The sequence below is a fragment of the Nevskia sp. genome (assembly GCF_021732705.1).
Lineage (GTDB): Bacteria > Pseudomonadota > Gammaproteobacteria > Nevskiales > Nevskiaceae > Nevskia.
Genome location: NZ_JAKFUM010000007.1, coordinates 102,819 through 118,211, shown reverse-complemented (window position 1 = coordinate 118,211; position 15,393 = coordinate 102,819). Strand labels below are relative to the sequence as shown.

General features: G+C 66.3%; 7 protein-coding genes and 1 other RNA gene. 2 read left to right on the top strand and 6 right to left on the bottom strand.

Translation table 11 applies throughout. The features are described 5' to 3' along the window. Positions 1-7: 7 nt before the first annotated feature. The 4 genes from QZ951_RS07645 to smpB form a co-directional block, all read right to left on the bottom strand. Positions 8-9,790: a type I polyketide synthase gene (locus tag QZ951_RS07645; protein ID WP_292999945.1), complete on the bottom strand. Its 9,783-nt coding sequence runs from the start codon at positions 9,788-9,790 to the stop codon at positions 8-10. Between the two features lie 63 nt (positions 9,791-9,853). Then, entirely contained in the window at positions 9,854-10,672 is an 819-nt protein-coding gene (locus tag QZ951_RS07640) for a sulfatase-like hydrolase/transferase (RefSeq protein ID WP_292999944.1), read from the bottom strand. Between the two features lie 395 nt (positions 10,673-11,067). Beyond that, positions 11,068-11,424: a transfer-messenger RNA gene (ssrA, locus tag QZ951_RS07635) on the bottom strand. A gap of 389 nt (positions 11,425-11,813) precedes the next feature. Further along, positions 11,814-12,308 carry an SsrA-binding protein SmpB gene (gene smpB / locus QZ951_RS07630; protein ID WP_292999943.1) on the bottom strand — a complete coding sequence of 165 codons (495 nt, stop codon included), beginning with the start codon at positions 12,306-12,308 and terminating at the stop codon, positions 11,814-11,816. Between the two features lie 109 nt (positions 12,309-12,417). On the opposite strand from smpB, the gene QZ951_RS07625 reads away from it, so the two are divergent. After that, a complete protein-coding gene (locus QZ951_RS07625; RefSeq protein WP_366943847.1) occupies positions 12,418-12,672 on the top strand; it encodes an RnfH family protein in 255 nt (84 codons plus the stop codon). Positions 12,673-12,701: 29 nt separating this feature from the next. Here QZ951_RS07625 and QZ951_RS07620 read toward each other — a convergent pair whose 3' ends face one another. Next, positions 12,702-13,118, bottom strand: coding sequence for an outer membrane protein assembly factor BamE (locus QZ951_RS07620; protein WP_292999941.1), 417 nt, complete (start codon positions 13,116-13,118; stop codon positions 12,702-12,704). A gap of 119 nt (positions 13,119-13,237) precedes the next feature. Here QZ951_RS07620 and fur point away from each other — a divergent pair, with 119 nt between their 5' ends. Then, positions 13,238-13,681 (top strand): ferric iron uptake transcriptional regulator, encoded by a 444-nt coding sequence (gene fur, locus QZ951_RS07615; RefSeq protein WP_292999940.1) that lies wholly within the window; start codon positions 13,238-13,240, stop codon positions 13,679-13,681. A 26-nt stretch (positions 13,682-13,707) separates the two neighbouring features. Here fur and recN read toward each other — a convergent pair whose 3' ends face one another. Beyond that, positions 13,708-15,390 carry a DNA repair protein RecN gene (gene recN / locus QZ951_RS07610; RefSeq protein ID WP_292999939.1) on the bottom strand — a complete coding sequence of 561 codons (1,683 nt, stop codon included), beginning with the start codon at positions 15,388-15,390 and terminating at the stop codon, positions 13,708-13,710. Positions 15,391-15,393: the final 3 nt, after the last annotated feature.

Sequence of the window (15,393 nt, the reverse complement as noted above, 5' to 3'; positions counted from 1 at the left end):
GCAGGCATCAGGAATTGCCTGCCAGACGGTTCAGCGCCGCACTCATCGTGCTTTCGGCATCCGTGATCGCCAGCCGCACGCGACCCTTGCCGTCGATGAACTGCATGTCGTAGCGCACCCCGGCGTCGTGCGTCGCCGGCTTGATCCGGATGACCGTCCGCAGCTGGCCCACGACGGGGTCGGTGCCGTAGCGCGCCACCTTGCCGAAGCTCGACGGCAGCGCCGTCTTGCCGTGCAGCAGGCGAGCCCAGACCAGCGCGAGCTGCGGTGCGGTGTCGACCAGACCGAAATCGAACAGCCAGCGCGCACCCTGCGTCCCGGCGCCAAGCAGGCTGGCCGGGGACGAAGCGTTGACCACCGCTTCGACCCCATCGGCCGAGATGTTCGTGACCTTCTTGACGAACTGGAACTGCGGGCCATGGAACAGATGATCGGCATACATCTGCTGCGCTTCCATCGACTGTCCGGGTGCCAGCGGCGAGGCATCGGCCATCGGCGCTTCCGGCACGGCCGGCAGCAGCAGTGCGGTGCAGCGATAGTTCGGCGTCTTGCGCGGCGGATCGAACAGTTCGACCGTGACCGCCTGCGAGCCGGCATCCGAATGCGTCGACGAGCGTGCCCGCAGCAGCAGCGTCTTCTCGGCGCCGTCGTTGTCGAGCACGATGCCCGAGAACGCGCGCAGGTCGCGAATCTCGACCACCTGCCATTCCGGCCATCCTGCGGCCACGAACTGCGCCATGTATTCCAGCGCCGTCGCCGCCGGCAGCACCGGCTTGGAATCCAGGCGGTGATCGGTCAGGTACGGATCCGCCTTGAGGCTGAGACTGTGTTCGAACACCACGGCACCGCCGGCACCAATGCGCAGCGGACGGCGGATCAGCGGCAGCGCCGGGACACCGGCACCGGTGCTGTCGTTCGATGCTCCCGACGAATCGGCACTGTCGCTGCCGCGGTCGATGTCCCAGGGACCGGCGCCGGCAACCAGTTCGACATCCTTGCGCGGACCGAACGCCAGTTCGTCGACGAACCAGCGACGACCGGCCTTGACCGGGATCGGCTCGATGCTGCGGGCGCGGAAGGCATCGCGAACCTGCTGGCTGGCCATGCCGGCATCCCACGGGCCCCAGTTCACCGAGATCACGCGGACACCGGTCCACCGGCGGTGCAACTGCCACGCCAGACGGTTCAGCGTCTCGTTCGCGGCGGCATAGTCAGACTGCCCGGTGTTGCCGAAGCGGCCTGACACGCTGGTGAACAGCGCCAGCAACTGCAGGCTTTCCGGCTTGAGCTTGGTCGCGAGGGTCCAGGCACTGTCGACCTTGGTGTCGTAGACGCGGTCGAACGAATCCGGCGTCTTGTCCGGAATGCGCTTGTCCTCGATCACACCGGCGCCATGCAGCACGCCGTCGATGCGCCCGTACTGGGCGTAGACCGCATCGATCAGCGCGGCGAACGCCGCGGTGTCGCGAACATCGCAGGCGCGGTAATCGACGACGGCGCCTGCCGCGGTCAGCTTGCCGACATTGCTGCGAATCTCGCGATCCGCCAGCACGGCGCGGAGTTCGCGTTCGAGTTCGACCGGGGTCGGCTTGCGGCCGGCCGCAAGGGCCGCCGCCAGCAACGCCTTCTTGAGCGCCGCCACATCGTGGATCGACGCCGTAGCGGACTGTTCTGCACCCGGCAGTGGCGTGCGTCCCAGCAGCACCAGACGCATGCCCGGCTTGACCATTTCCTCGACCACTTCGGCGGTGATGCCGCGGGCACCGCCGGTGATCAGGACCACCCAGTCGCTGCCCGGCACCAGATGCGGCGCAAACGGGTTGTCCGACACCGGTTCGGCCGCGTGCGTGTAGCCATAGCGCAGGCCATCGGCATAGCCGATTTCCGTCCGAGCCTCGGCCACCTGCAGTTCATCGAACAGGGCATCGACGATGGCATCGACGGTTACGGCGGCCTCGAAATCGACGAGGCGTGCGCGCAGCGTCGGAATCTCCGCCGTGGCGCAGTTGAACAGGCCGACGGCAGCGCCCGCCTGCGGCAGGGCCGGGCCCTCGGCTTCGCGGCCCAGGCTGCCGCCGAAGCGGCTTGCCGCGAGCGCCACGGACGGTGCCGACGCGAGATCCGCCATCGTCTGCTGCAGCAGCCAGAACAGGCTCTTCGCCTGCAGCGCGCTCTGCTGCTTCCAGGCATCGATTCCGCTCACATCGGCGCTGATCAGCGAGGCCAGGTGGATGATGCCGGCAACCTTGCCGTGCGCAGCGCGCAGCGCCGTCAGCTGCGACGCCAGCTGCGCCGGGTCGGTGGCAGCGGATGCCGGCAGCACGGTGGCGTGAGCCCCGGCAGCCACGATGCGCGCCGCGAGCTTCTCGGCGACACCGTCGGCATCCGCCGTCAGCACATACAGGCCAGAGACCGCATGGCGCTGCTTCGGAAGCGGCACGCGCTTCGCGCGCGGTGCGTAGCGCGGAATCGTCTCGCTGACGGCAGCAGCGGCTGGTGCGGCGCTGGCCGCGAGCGTCGACGCTGCCGGAGTCGCCGCCGATACTGCCAGCGAGGTCACGGCATCGAGAATCGCGTTCAACGAGCGGGCGCGGGTGAACTTCTCCATGCCAGCCTGCATGGCATCGGCATGGGCGCCCGGCATTGCCTTCTGCAGCGCGCCGAGGATTTCGACCCGCTTGATCGAGTCGATGCCGAGTTCGGCTTCGAGGTCCTGATCAAGGCCGAGCATGTCGGTCGGATAGCCGGTGCGATCGGCAACGATGTCGAGCAGCAAAGCGCCGATCGCTGCACGGTCGAGGGTGACCGGCGCTGCGGTGGTCGCCGGAGCGGCAACCGCGGTCACCTGGACCGCCGCCTGCTGCGGCGCTGCGACCGCCATCGCGGCATCGAGAATCGCGTTCAGCGTGCGCGCGCGGGTGAACTTCTCCATGCCAGCCTGCATGGCATCGCCGTGCGCGCCCGGCAGCGATTTCTGCAGTGCGCCGAGGATTTCGACCCGCTTGATCGAGTCGATGCCGAGTTCCGCTTCGAGATCCTGATCGAGGCCGAGCATGTCGGTCGGGTAGCCGGTGCGATCGGCGACGATCGTCAGCAGTTGCGCCTGCATCGATGCGCGGTCGATCGTTGCCGTTGCTGCCGCCACCGGAGGGGCCGTCGACGCCATCGCCACGGTCACGGGTGCCGCAGCTGCCGGCATCAGCGACACCGCGGCATCGAGAATCGCGTTCAGCGTGCGGGCGCGGGTGAACTTCTCCATGCCGGCCTGCATGGCATCACCCTGCGAACCCGGCAGCGCCTTCTGCAGCGCGCCGAGGATTTCGACGCGCTTGATCGAGTCGATGCCGAGTTCCGCTTCGAGATCCTGATCGAGACCGAGCATGTCGGTCGGGTAGCCGGTGCGATCGGCGACGATGGTCAGCAACTGCGCCTGCATCGACGCCCGGTCGATCGTCGGAGCTGCGGCCTGCGCGACCGCCTCTGCGACAGCGACCGGGGCCGGTGCCGCCATCGCCGATGCCGGAGCCAATGATGCTGCCGCATCGAGAATCGCGTTCAGCGTGCGGGCGCGGGTGAACCTCTCCATGCCCGCCTGCATGGCATCGCCCTGCGCGGCCGGCAGCGCCTTCTGCAGCGCGCCGAGGATCTCGACGCGCTTGATCGAGTCGATGCCGAGTTCGGCTTCGAGGTCCTGATCGAGCCCGAGCATGTCGGTCGGGTAGCCCGTGCGATCGGCGACGATCGACAGCAAGGTCGCTTGCGCTGCGGCGCGATCGAAGGCGCTGACCATCGGCGCCGACGACGTCACCGCAGCGGACACTGCCGCCGGCGCTGCAACGGCCACCGCCGGAATGATCGCTTCGGCCGCATCGAGAATCGCCGTCAGCGTGCGGGCGCGCGTGAAGCGTTCCATGCCGCCCTGCATCGCATCCGATGCCGAACCCGGAAGCGACTTCTGCAACGCCCCGAGGATTTCGACGCGCTTGATCGAGTCGATGCCGAGTTCCGCTTCAAGATCCTGATCGAGACCGAGCATGTCGGTCGGGTAACCGGTGCGGTCCGCCACGATCGCGAGCAGCGTGCCGGTCAGCAGTGCGCGATCGATGGCGGGTGCCGCCGCTGCCGACGTCACCGGTGCCGAGACCGCCACCGGTGCCGCGCCAGCGCTGCCGACGCCGAGCTTCGCAAGATCGGCCTTCGCCGTTTCAAGAATGGCGTTCAGCGTGCGGGCGCGGGTATAGCGCTCCATGCCGGATTGCATCGAGTCACCGACCGCGGCCGGCAACTTCTTCTGGAACGCGCCGAGGATTTCGACGCGCTTGATCGAATCGATGCCGAGTTCGGCTTCGAGATCCTGATCGAGCCCCAGCATGTCCTGCGGGTAGCCGGTGCGATCGGCGACGATTTCGAGCAGCGCCGCCGTCGGGTCGAAACTGACGGTCGGTGCGGCTGCCCGTACCGGCGTCGAAACGGGCGCTGCGACCGGCTTCGGCGCTTCGACGCGTGCCGGCGCCATCGCCACCGGTGCGGCCGGTGGTGTCGCAGCCATCGGCCCGGCAACCGGCGTCGGGACCGACACTGGCATCGGCACCGACGGCAGCGCGGGGGCCGCTGGCATCGGCACGACGGCACCCGTGCCGCCGGTCAGGAACTGCGACACGACGCGCTCCTGCAGCTGCAGGAACTGCCGCATGGTCTGCTGATACGCCGCCAGTGCTTCGGCGCCCAGCGCCGGATTGGCCGCCGCCAGCGCGGGCTGAGCGGTCGGAGCCTGCACAGCCTGTGGTGCAGGCGCGGCGGCCGCGAGAGCCTGCACGATGACCGTGCGAGCGGCCTTGAGCTTGGCCTGCGCCTCGGCCAGCGTCTGCACGTCGTACGCTGGCAGCTTGCCGGTGCGGAACGTGGCATCGGTCTGCTCGCGCGCACAGCCGCCGCTGACCATCCAGGCATGTTTCGGAATCGCGTCCGGCTTGACCAGATCGGCGAGCTTGTTCAGATCCAGCGTCTGCGGATCACGGCCGTCGAACAGGCGGGTCAGCGCCAGCGGCACGCCGGCGGCCGTCAGTTCGGCAAGGCCGAGCAGCAGGCCGCGCAGGCCGCCACCCTGACCATCCAGCGACACACAGGTGAATGAGCCCTGAGCGTCCTTGCCGGCGAGCGTTGCCTTCGCCATGTTGGCGCAGGTGCCCTTGGGGCCGAGTTCGACGAACACGCGGGCGCCCGCGACATACATCGCTTCGATTTCGGCAACGAATTCGACGCTGTTCAGCAGATGGCCGTCGAGCGTGGCCTTGATGCCGGCGGCATCGGTCGGATACGGCTTGCCGGTGGTGTTCGAGTAGACCGTGCACTGCGGCGTCGACACCTCTGCAGCGGCAATCGCCGCCGACAGGCCGGTCTGCGCACTGGCAACGAGTTCGGTATGGAACGCCCCGCTGACCGCGAGCCGGGTGACGCGCACGCCGGACGCTTCCAGTGCCTTGGCTGCCTGTTCGACACCCGCGGCAGGGCCGGAAATCACTGCCTGTTCCGGTGCGTTGTGATTCGCGAGCTTGACGCCGGCGATACCGGCGATTGCCGCGGCCACGACGTCGCGACGCGCCTGTATCGCGGCCATCGCGCCCTTTTCGCTGGTCGCCGCCGCTTCGGCCATGCAACGGCCACGGACAGCGGACAGCGCGAGGAAGTCGGCAGCGTTCAGCGCGCCGGCGGCATGCAGTGCCGCGTATTCGCCGTAACTGTGACCGGCCACGGACTGCGCCTTGAGGCCGAGGCGGCTGGCGAGGCGGGTATAGCCCAGCGCCAGTGCGCCGATCGCCGGCTGGGCGACGCGGGTATCGGTCAGCGCCTTGTTCTGCGCCGCTTCGGCATCGGCATCGAAAGTCGCCGGCGGCAGGATCGTGCGCGACAGCAGGGTCGGGAACTCGCTGCGCAGCGTCGCGTCGGCAAACTCGAGCGCGCCACGCAGTTCGTCGACATACAGCGCGGTCTCGCGCCCCATGTTGACGTACTGCGAGCCCTGGCCCGGGAACAGGAAAGCGACGTTCGGCGCGGTGGCTGGCAGATTGCGGCCGAGGCGCACCGCCTGCGGCAACGGCTTGCCATTGCCGGCGAGGCTCGCGATGGTCGCTTCGAGATCGGCGAGCAGGCCGGTGAAGTCCTTGGCGACCAGCGCGATGCACAGCGGTGAGCCGACGCGGGCTTCCGCCTGCTTGGCCAGCGAATAGGCGAGATCGCGGAACTTGACGTTGCTGCCGATGCGCAGCGCCGACACGAAGCGACCGAGATCGGCAGCAAGTGTCGCCTCATCCTTGGCGCGGAACACGAACAGCTCGAACGGCCAGCGCGCGGCACCCGCCGGCGAGGCCGAACCGAAGCTGCCCTTGTACTCCTCGAGCACGGCATGGAAGTTGGTGCCGCCGAAACCGAATGCCGAGACGCCGCCGCGGCGCGGATGATCCGGATGCGCCAGCCACGGCCGGGCATCCTTCAGCAGATAGACCGGGGAATTCGGATCGGCGATCGTGTCGATCGGCTTGTCGACGCCGTAGTGGGCCGGCAGCGTGCGGTGATACAGCGACAGGGCGACCTTGATCAGGCCGGACACGCCGGCACTGGCCTTGGTATGACCGAGCAGGGTCTTGACCGAGCTGATCGCGACGGTCTTCGGCGCAGCGCCTTCGCCGGCGAGCGATTCGGTGATCGTCCGCGCTTCGGCCTTGTCGCCAACCGGCGTGCCGGTGCCATGCGCTTCGGCCATGCCGAGCGTGGCCGGCGAGAAGCCGGCGCGTTCATACGCGCGCTTCAGGGCGAGCTTCTGGCCTTCCGGACGTGGTGCGGTGAGGCCGAGCGCACGGCCATCACTGGAACCGGCAACGGACTTGATGACGGCATAGATGCGGTCCCCGGCAGCTTCGGCATCGGCCAGGCGCTTCAGCACGACCACGGCAAGCCCTTCGCTGATCGCGATGCCATCGGCGCCCTGATCGAAGGTGCGCGGCTTGCCGTTCGGCGACAGCGCCTGCGTCTTGGAGAAACACAGGAAGCCGAACGGGCTCTGCACGGTATCGATGCCACCGGCGATGGCGACATTGGTACGGCCGGCTTCCAGCTCGTTGACGGCGATCGAGATCGCGGCGAGCGACGAGGCGCAGGCCGCATCGATCGTGAAGTTCAGGCCGCCGAAGTCCATGCGGTTGGTCACGCGACCGGCCGCCACGTTCAACAGCGTGCCGGCGAACGATTCCTCGGTCCACTCGGGCAGACGTTCCCACACGGTCTTGTCGTCGATGTCGACAAAGCGCGGCAGCTCGGCGCGAACGGCGTACTGCGTGCCGAGGTCGCCCAAGCCACCACCGGCACCGAGGATGACGCTGGTGTTCTCGCGGTCGTAGTCGCCATCGGCCATGCCGGCGTCGCCGAGCGCGCGACGCGTGACTTCGAGCGTCAGCAGCTGCATCGGATCGATCGACTTCATCGACTTCGGCGGAATGCCGTAGCTGATCGGATCGAACGCGACTTCATCGAGGAAACCGCCCCAGCGCGAGTAGACCTTGTCGCGGGCGCGGCGGTCGGCGTCGAAGTACATCTTCCAGTCCCAGCGATCCTTCGGTACTTCGCCGATCACGCAGACCTGGTCAAGGATGTTTTCCCAATACTTCTCGGCGTTCGTCGCCTTCGGCAGCAGCGTGCCGATGCCGACGATCGCGATGTCCGACGGCTTCGCGACCTGTGCCTTCGACTTGCGCGAGCCAACGGCGGACTCGAGCATCGTCATGGCGTCGACGGTCACTTCGCGGTGCAGGGCGTCGATCGTGACCACGTCGTCGCGCATCGTCGCGACCTGGCCGATCATAAACATGCCGTCCTTGTACTGGTCGGCTTCGGACACCGTGACGATCTGGCCCGAGGCATCGCGGTTCAGGCCCTTCGAGGCCACGCGCATGCGGCCCATGTTCATGTCTTCGAGACGGTCGCGCAGTTCTTCGGCCGTTGCCCCCTCGCGCAGCAATTCCTTGCGTGCTTCGCGGAATTCGCGGAAGAACGGGGTATCGACGCAGCGCGTCGAATGACCGGGGCCCGTCTCGAAATTGACGGTCTTGTCGCAGGAGATCGCGGCGTCGCGGAAGCCCTTGACCACGGCACCGCTGTCGACGATTTCCTGCGTGAACAGATAGGCCGTGCCCATGATGCAGCCGACCTTCATGCCGCGCGCGGCGAGCGGCGCGGCGAGGGCGGCGAGCATCGCGCCGGACGCGGCGTTGTGGATGCCGCCAGCGAACAGGATGTGGTAATCGCCTTCGCTGCCCGGCTTCACGTCGGCCAGCAGCACCTCGATCATCTGCTCCCACAGCGGGAAGCTGGCGAGCGGGCCGATGTGACCGCCGCACTCGCGGCCTTCGAACACGAAGCGCTTGGCGCCCTGCTCGATGTACATCCTGAGCAGCGCCGGCGCAGGGGCATGGATGTAGGTCGGGATGCCTTCCTTCTCGAAGTGCGCAGCCTGATCCGGACGACCGCCCGCGATCAGCGCGAATGTCGGCTTGCACTTCCAGACCGCGGCAATCTGCTCTTCGCGCAGCGAGTGCGGCACGAAACCGAGCATGCCAACGCCCCACGGCAGTTCGACGCCGCCTTGCGTCATCTTGGCCTTGGTTTCCTGCAGCATCTCGAGCACCTGCGGGCCGCGCATCAGCGCCAGCGCCAGGAACGGCAGCGCGCCGTTCTTCGAGACCTGATAGGCGAACTCCGGCGAGTCCGACACGCGGGTCATCGGACCCTGCGCGATCGGGAATGTCGTGCTATGCGACTTGGCGAGCGCACCGTTCGGTGCCATGAAGCCGGTCGCGACGGCGGATTCGATGTGCTTGAGGCTGGCCTTGCGTACGGCCTGGATGAAGCGACCGACGCTGCGATACTGGCTGCGATAGGTCGCGGCCATGCCGATGCCCTGGCCCACCGGCATCAGCTGCTCGCCGCCCGCCCAGCCCAGCATCGGCGTCAGGCGAGCGCGCCAGTCGGCAAGCGACAGTTCGCCGGCCTCGACCAGTCGGTTGTCGTTGTCGGCAGCCTTCAGCGTGGCAGTGCCCGGACGCGTGTAGACGCGACATGGCTGATCCACCAGTTCGCCAAACAGGCGGGTCTCGGCACCATTCAGCCGCGACAGTTCGTTCTGCAGCGTTTCCGGCAGCGGCGATTCGGCCAGCAGCAGCAACTGGTCTTCGAAGACCACGCCAGCAGCGCCCATCGCGCGGCACGCCGCGGCGCTGTGCACGCCGATGCCGCCCTGCATGTAGATCGGCAGCGATGTCGATGTGACGGCCTTGCCGAGCAGCTTCTGGGCGAGGATGTAGCTCGTGTCAGCGCCCACCCATCCGCCGGCTTCGTGGCCTTTGGCCACCAGACCGTGATGCGCAAAGGTGAAGTGGCCCACGTCTGTGACATCGATCACTTCCGCCAGCACGCGGTGCTGGCCAGACAGCGCCAACAGGGCGGACACTTCCGCCTGCTGCGATGGGGTTCCGGTCAGGATCACCGTCAATGGCCGCGCACCGGATTCGGCCAGCAGTCGGCCCGCGAGTGCGGCGTGGGCGATGTCGATGCGCAGGCCGATGCGCGCATCGGTCGCTTCGCTCAGCTTCAGGAAGTTGGCAGCGCTGCGATCGTCATCGCGGCTGAACTCGAGATCCAGCAGGCCCGTGCCGCCTGCTCGTGCTGCGGCGACGGCGACGCCGGGGTGGGCCGCGTCTGCGGGCGCGATACCGAATACATCGAAGCTGTCGTGAAGCACTGCCGCTCTCCCCATTGATGACTCAGCAGAATGACGCGTTGGTTCGTGGTCGAAGCCGTCGCGTTATCGCTTTTTCCCTTCCAGGAACGGTACTTCAAGAACCTTTTCGTGAACGATGGGGCCGTGGCCGAAGTAGCCGCCTTCGCCGAAGCACTCGCCGTGATCGGCGGTGATGACGAAATGCGTGCCGACCGGTGCCTTGGCGATCAATGCGTCGAGTACTTCGTCGATGTATTCGACGCAACGGATCTGCTGCTTGTGCAGGTCGCGCATCTGCTCGTCATCGAAGAACTTGTCTTCGGTCTCGACGCCCATGTTGTCGTCCATGCGCTTGAACACCCCATGCACGCCGGAGATGTGCGGCATGTTCTTCGGGTCCAGCATGAAGGGGTAGTGCGTCTCGCCCAGATTCAGGAAGTAGAACTGCGGCTCCGACTCGTCGAACTCGATCTGCTTGACCATGCCGGCGAAATCGTTGTGATTCGCCATCAGCTTGTAGTCGTCGAAGTGCTTGTTCAGGTGCGAGAACGGATTGAGCACCGGCAGCGAGACCTTGGCCGAGGTTCGATAACCGTTCTGCTGCAGCACGTGCGGCAGCGACAGCTGGGGGACGAAGCTCTTGAACGACAGGTCCTTGATGCCGATACGGTCGACCCACAGCGAGAAATCTTTCTTGTAGACCTCCGACGCGAACACGCCCTGCGGGCTGGTGTGCGGGATCATCCCCATCAGGTAGGTGTAGTGCGACGGGCTGGTCCAGGACGCGAACGAATAGCGCTTCTGCCCACCTCCCAGTCGGTCCATGTTCGGACGCTTGGCGGCGAGGTAGCTGTCGTAGCGGCAGCTGTCCATGACGATGAAGACGAGATTGTTGGCCGTCATCGCTTACTTTTTTGTTGATTGATCGAATAGTGGTTGAAATCAGCTACTCGGCTTCCCCAAGCCGTGGTGAAACAGCGCTGCCCCGTGAAGACTGCACGGGATCGCGAACAAGGTGAAAAGGGTGTTGATTGACATTCGCCGGTGGCCGGCGGCGCAGACTTCGCGGTTCACCGCAAATCGTCGGAATTCTCGCCGTGGGGTGTTGGTCTTTGATGACGGACGTATGGCCATTTCACGAAAAGCGTATGCACCTTCCATTTAGCAATAAGTGCACCATGAACCAGCCTCATAGCCCAATGCCGACCGGTATGACCGACCGGCACTGCTGTTCCGATGACCGGTTGACACCGGCCGCAGCCGATGTCAACCGTGGATTGCGGCCGCAATCCCCGAAATGGTGGAGGTGGCGGGAATCGAACCCGCGTCCAACAACCTTCCGTCCTTCGCTCTACATGCTTAGCCAGTCTTTAGTTTTCATTGATTGCTCCCGGACGGGCACGGAACGCAATCACCTATTCACTTTGGGTTTTAGCGTATTGGCCAGTGACCTGCCTTTATCGCGAGTTGATGAGAGTCGACGGCTGCTTCCGGGGCATCAACACCACCGGGGCAACCGCTCACCGCGATTAAGCGGCGAGGGCGTAGTTAGCGTCGTTCGCAACTAGCTTGGTTGCTTTCAAGTTTTACGAGGGAGGAAAGCACCTCGGCATGCACGTTGGATTTCCAGTCACTGTCGAGACCATGTCACCCCCGTTACAGTAGAAATATACCACTGTTCGTTCTGACAAATCGTTCGGGATTGACGAAAATCAAGCCGACCGCAAGATTGTCGCGCAGTCTGTTGAAAACGCTTGCAATCGTTGCCGATCAAGAGCCTGCAAAACGCCTCCGGCAACTTGATTCTGACAGGACCGCGCGCACGGTTCGACGGCCAACTTTGCTAAGTGCGGTATCCGGAATCGATGTGTTCGATAATCGGGTGAAAATCCCAATTTTCGGTTTACGTGCGTACCGGTGGCCGGAATCGGAAAAAGCAACTTTCTCCGCCCGCGGAAGGGGCGTGCAGACGTCGATCCTGCGTCAATACAGTGCGAAGCCGGTGTCAATGCACAAGCTGGCGTCGACGGCAGTGCATGGCGGCTCAGGCGTCGTGGCGAAGGGCGCGGCCCTTCTCCCGCTGCCAGTCTCGATCCTTCTCGGTCGAGCGCTTGTCGTGCAGCTTCTTGCCCTTGGCGAGACCCACGGTCAGCTTGGCGCGGCCTCGTGTCCAGTGCAGGTCCAGCGGCACGATGGTGTAGCCGGCGCGGTCGACCTTGCCCATCAGCAGGTTGATCTGCTTGCGCTGGAGCAGCAGCTTGCGGGTGCGCGTGGCGTCGGGCACGACGTGCGTCGATGCCGACAGCAGGGGGGTGAAATGCGCGCCGAGCAGGAACGCCTCGGCGTTCTTGATGATCACGTAGGCTTCGGTGATCTGGGCCTTGCCGACCCGCAGGCTTTTCACTTCCCAGCCCAGCAGCTGAATGCCGGCCTCGAACGTGTCTTCGATGAAATACTCGAAACGCGCGCGCCGGTTCTGCGCAATGTCGCGATCCGCCTCGTCTTCCTTGCGCTTGCCGCCCTTCTTCGCCTGATTCATCGTTGCATTATAGGAGTGTTGAAGGCGCCGCCGATGGCCCGCGTGACGGCGAGTGTCGCGCTACATCGCGGCAGGCTCGGGGAGTTCGCGGGTGACAGATCGACTGCAGGTGGAAGTGGTTCAGGATCGCCCGGGTGCCCCGAGGCGGATCATGCTGGCGTTGCCGCCGGGTGCGACCGTGGCCGATGCGGTGGCGGCGTCAGGCTGGATGCCGGCAGGCGAGCAGTGGACGGCCGGCATCCATGGTCGCCTCCGCGTGCCGGGCGATCGTCTTGCCGATGGCGACCGGGTCGAGCTGTATCGGGATCTGCTGGCGGATCCAAAGCAGGCGCGCCGGCAGCGCGCACGGCTGTCGCGGCGCTGAGCAGCGTGGCTGCGCAGACCGCCTGACGCTCAGGGCGCAGCCGGCTCGGCTGCAGGCGGCGTCTGAACCTCGATCGCCTCCTTCTTCTGCTGCTCGGCCTGAATCCGCTCGACGTCGGGCGAGTCCAGCGGTCGCGCGGCCCCGGCGATCTGCACGCCTTCCATCCGGGCGAGCTTGTCGGCGTCGAAATACAGACTGATCGTGCGGCTCGATACCTTGCCGCGCGGGTCCTTGTAATAGCCGAAGTAGTCCCAGCGATCGGTCCGGAACGGCGAGGTGGCGATCGGTGTGCCGAGCAGGAACTTCACCTGCTCGCGGGTCTGACCAACCTTCAGCAAATCGAACTGCTTCTGGTCGATGACATTGCCCTGACGCGTCGGCAGCTTGTAAACGATCGAGCAGCCCGAAAGGCCGAGCACCAGCAGGGACATCAGGATCAGACGCATGGACAGGACTTGGTGTTGTGGCTGAAAAGCGAGGTGCGATAATAGCCGAACCTCCGCCCCCCGCACGCCAGCCGGCCCCAGACGCCGAGCGCGCCGCCATTCGTCGCCCAGGAAGCCCCATGGAATCACAGGATTTGCGCAATGCCGGACTGAAGGTGACGCTGCCGCGCCTGAAGATCATCGAAATGCTGGAGCACAGCCCGACGCGGCATCTGTCTGCCGAAGAGATCTACCGGCGGCTGATGGACGGCGGCGAGGACATCGGTCTGGCGACGGTCTACCGGGTGCTGACGCAGTTCGAAGCGGCGGGTCTGGTCACCCGCCACCACTTCGAGGGCGGTCACGCCGTGTTCGAACTGGAACGCGGTCATCACCATGATCACATCGTCTGCATGCAGTGCGGCCGGGTCGACGAGTTCGAGGACGAGATCATCGAAAAGCGCCAGCGCGAGAAGGCGGAATCGCTCGGCTTCAAGCTGATCGAGCACAACCTGATCATGTACGGCGAGTGCCAGAAGAAGGACTGCCCGCACCTGAAGACCGCGAGCAACCGTCGGCTCTGAGCGACGAGTGACGCGCCGGCGACGAATCAGCCGGCCGCGCGCTTCAGCAGGTCCCGGGCCAAGGTCACGGTGCTGCCGCCGCTGCCGTCGCCGCCGAGCATTCTTGACAGTTCGACGACACGGGTCGCGGCATCCAGCCGCCGCACGCGCGTGAAAGTGCTGCCGGCTTCGACCGCTTTGGCAATGCCGAAGTGGTCGACACCCTGGGCGGCAACCTGCGCCAGATGGGTGACGCACAGGACCTGGCGGCGTCCGCCCAGTTCGCGGAGTTGACGTCCGACGACGTCGGCGGTGACGCCGCCGATGCCGGCATCGACCTCGTCGAAGATCTGCGTTGCCGCTCCCGCGTCGGACAGCAGGCTGACCTGCAAGGCAAGGCTGATGCGGGACAGTTCGCCGCCGGACGCGACCTTGGCCAGCGGCCGTGGCGGCTGGCCCGGGTTCGCCGAGAAATCGAAGCGCACCAGATCGGTGCCGTGCGGCAGCGGCTTGTCGCGACCAAGCGCTTCCACTGCGATCACGAACTCGGCATTCGGCATCCCGAGCTCGCGCACGCGGCGCGTGACATCGGCCGACAGCGCATCCGCCGCCTTGCGCCGGGCAGCGGTCAGCGCCGAGGCCGCCGTCGCAAAGGCCGCCAAAGCTGCCTTGCGCTGAGCCTCGAGCCGTTCAAGCGCGCTGCCGGCATCTTCGAGGCCGGCCAGTTCCTCGCGCAGCGCGGCATGACGGTCCGGCAGATCGTCGGCACGCACGCGATGCTTGCGCGCCAGATCGTGGATCGCGGTCAGACGATTCTCGACTGCGGCCAGACGTTCGGGATCGAGGTCGAGCTTGTCGAGCAGCCGACGCAGGCTGTCCGCGGCCTCGCGCGCCTGCGCCTGCGCGCTGGCGGCCAGTGCTTCGGCTTCGGCAAACCCTTCATGCAGCGGCGTCAGACCGCGCAGCGCCGCGACGGCACTCGACAGCTGGTCGTAGATGCTGGCGTCGCCGCCGTACAGCAGCTGTTGCGCGCCGAATCCTTCGTCGAGCAGCCGTCCGGCATTCGCCAGGCGACGGTGCTCGGCGTCGAGTTCCGGCAACTCGTCGGTGTTGAGCGCCAGGGCGTCGAGTTCCTGAAGCTGGAAGCGCAGGTATTCCAGCTGGGCCGGATCGCGGCTCTGGGCTGCGTGCAGCTTCTCGATCTCGCGCTCGATCTGCTGCACTGCCTGCGCCGCGGCAGCGACCGGCGCCAGCAGCTGCGGATGGCGGCCGAACTCGTCGAGCGCGCCGCGCTGGGCGTCGGTCAGCAGCAGGCTGCGACTTTCGCCCTGCCCGAAGATCTCGACCAGCCGTTCGCCGAGTTCGCGCAGGTCGGTGGCCGACACCGGGCTGCCGTTGACGAAAGCACGGGTGCGGCCTTCGGCATAGACCACGCGGCGGATCGTGCAGTCGTCGTGATCGGCACCGTCGCCGAGCAGTTCGCGCTCGGCCAGCCAGGCCCGGGCGTCGAGGCAGTCGGCAATCGAGAACTCGGCCGAGACCTCGGCCTTGTCGGTGCCGGCACGCACCAGCGAGGAGTCGGCGCGCAGGCCGATGACGAGGCCCAGCGCGTCGATCAGGATCGACTTGCCGGCGCCGGTTTCGCCGGTCAGCACGGTGAAGCCGGCGTTCCAGTCCAGGCTCAGCTCGTCGATGATCGCGAGGTTGCGGATATGAAGATGGCGAAGCATGCG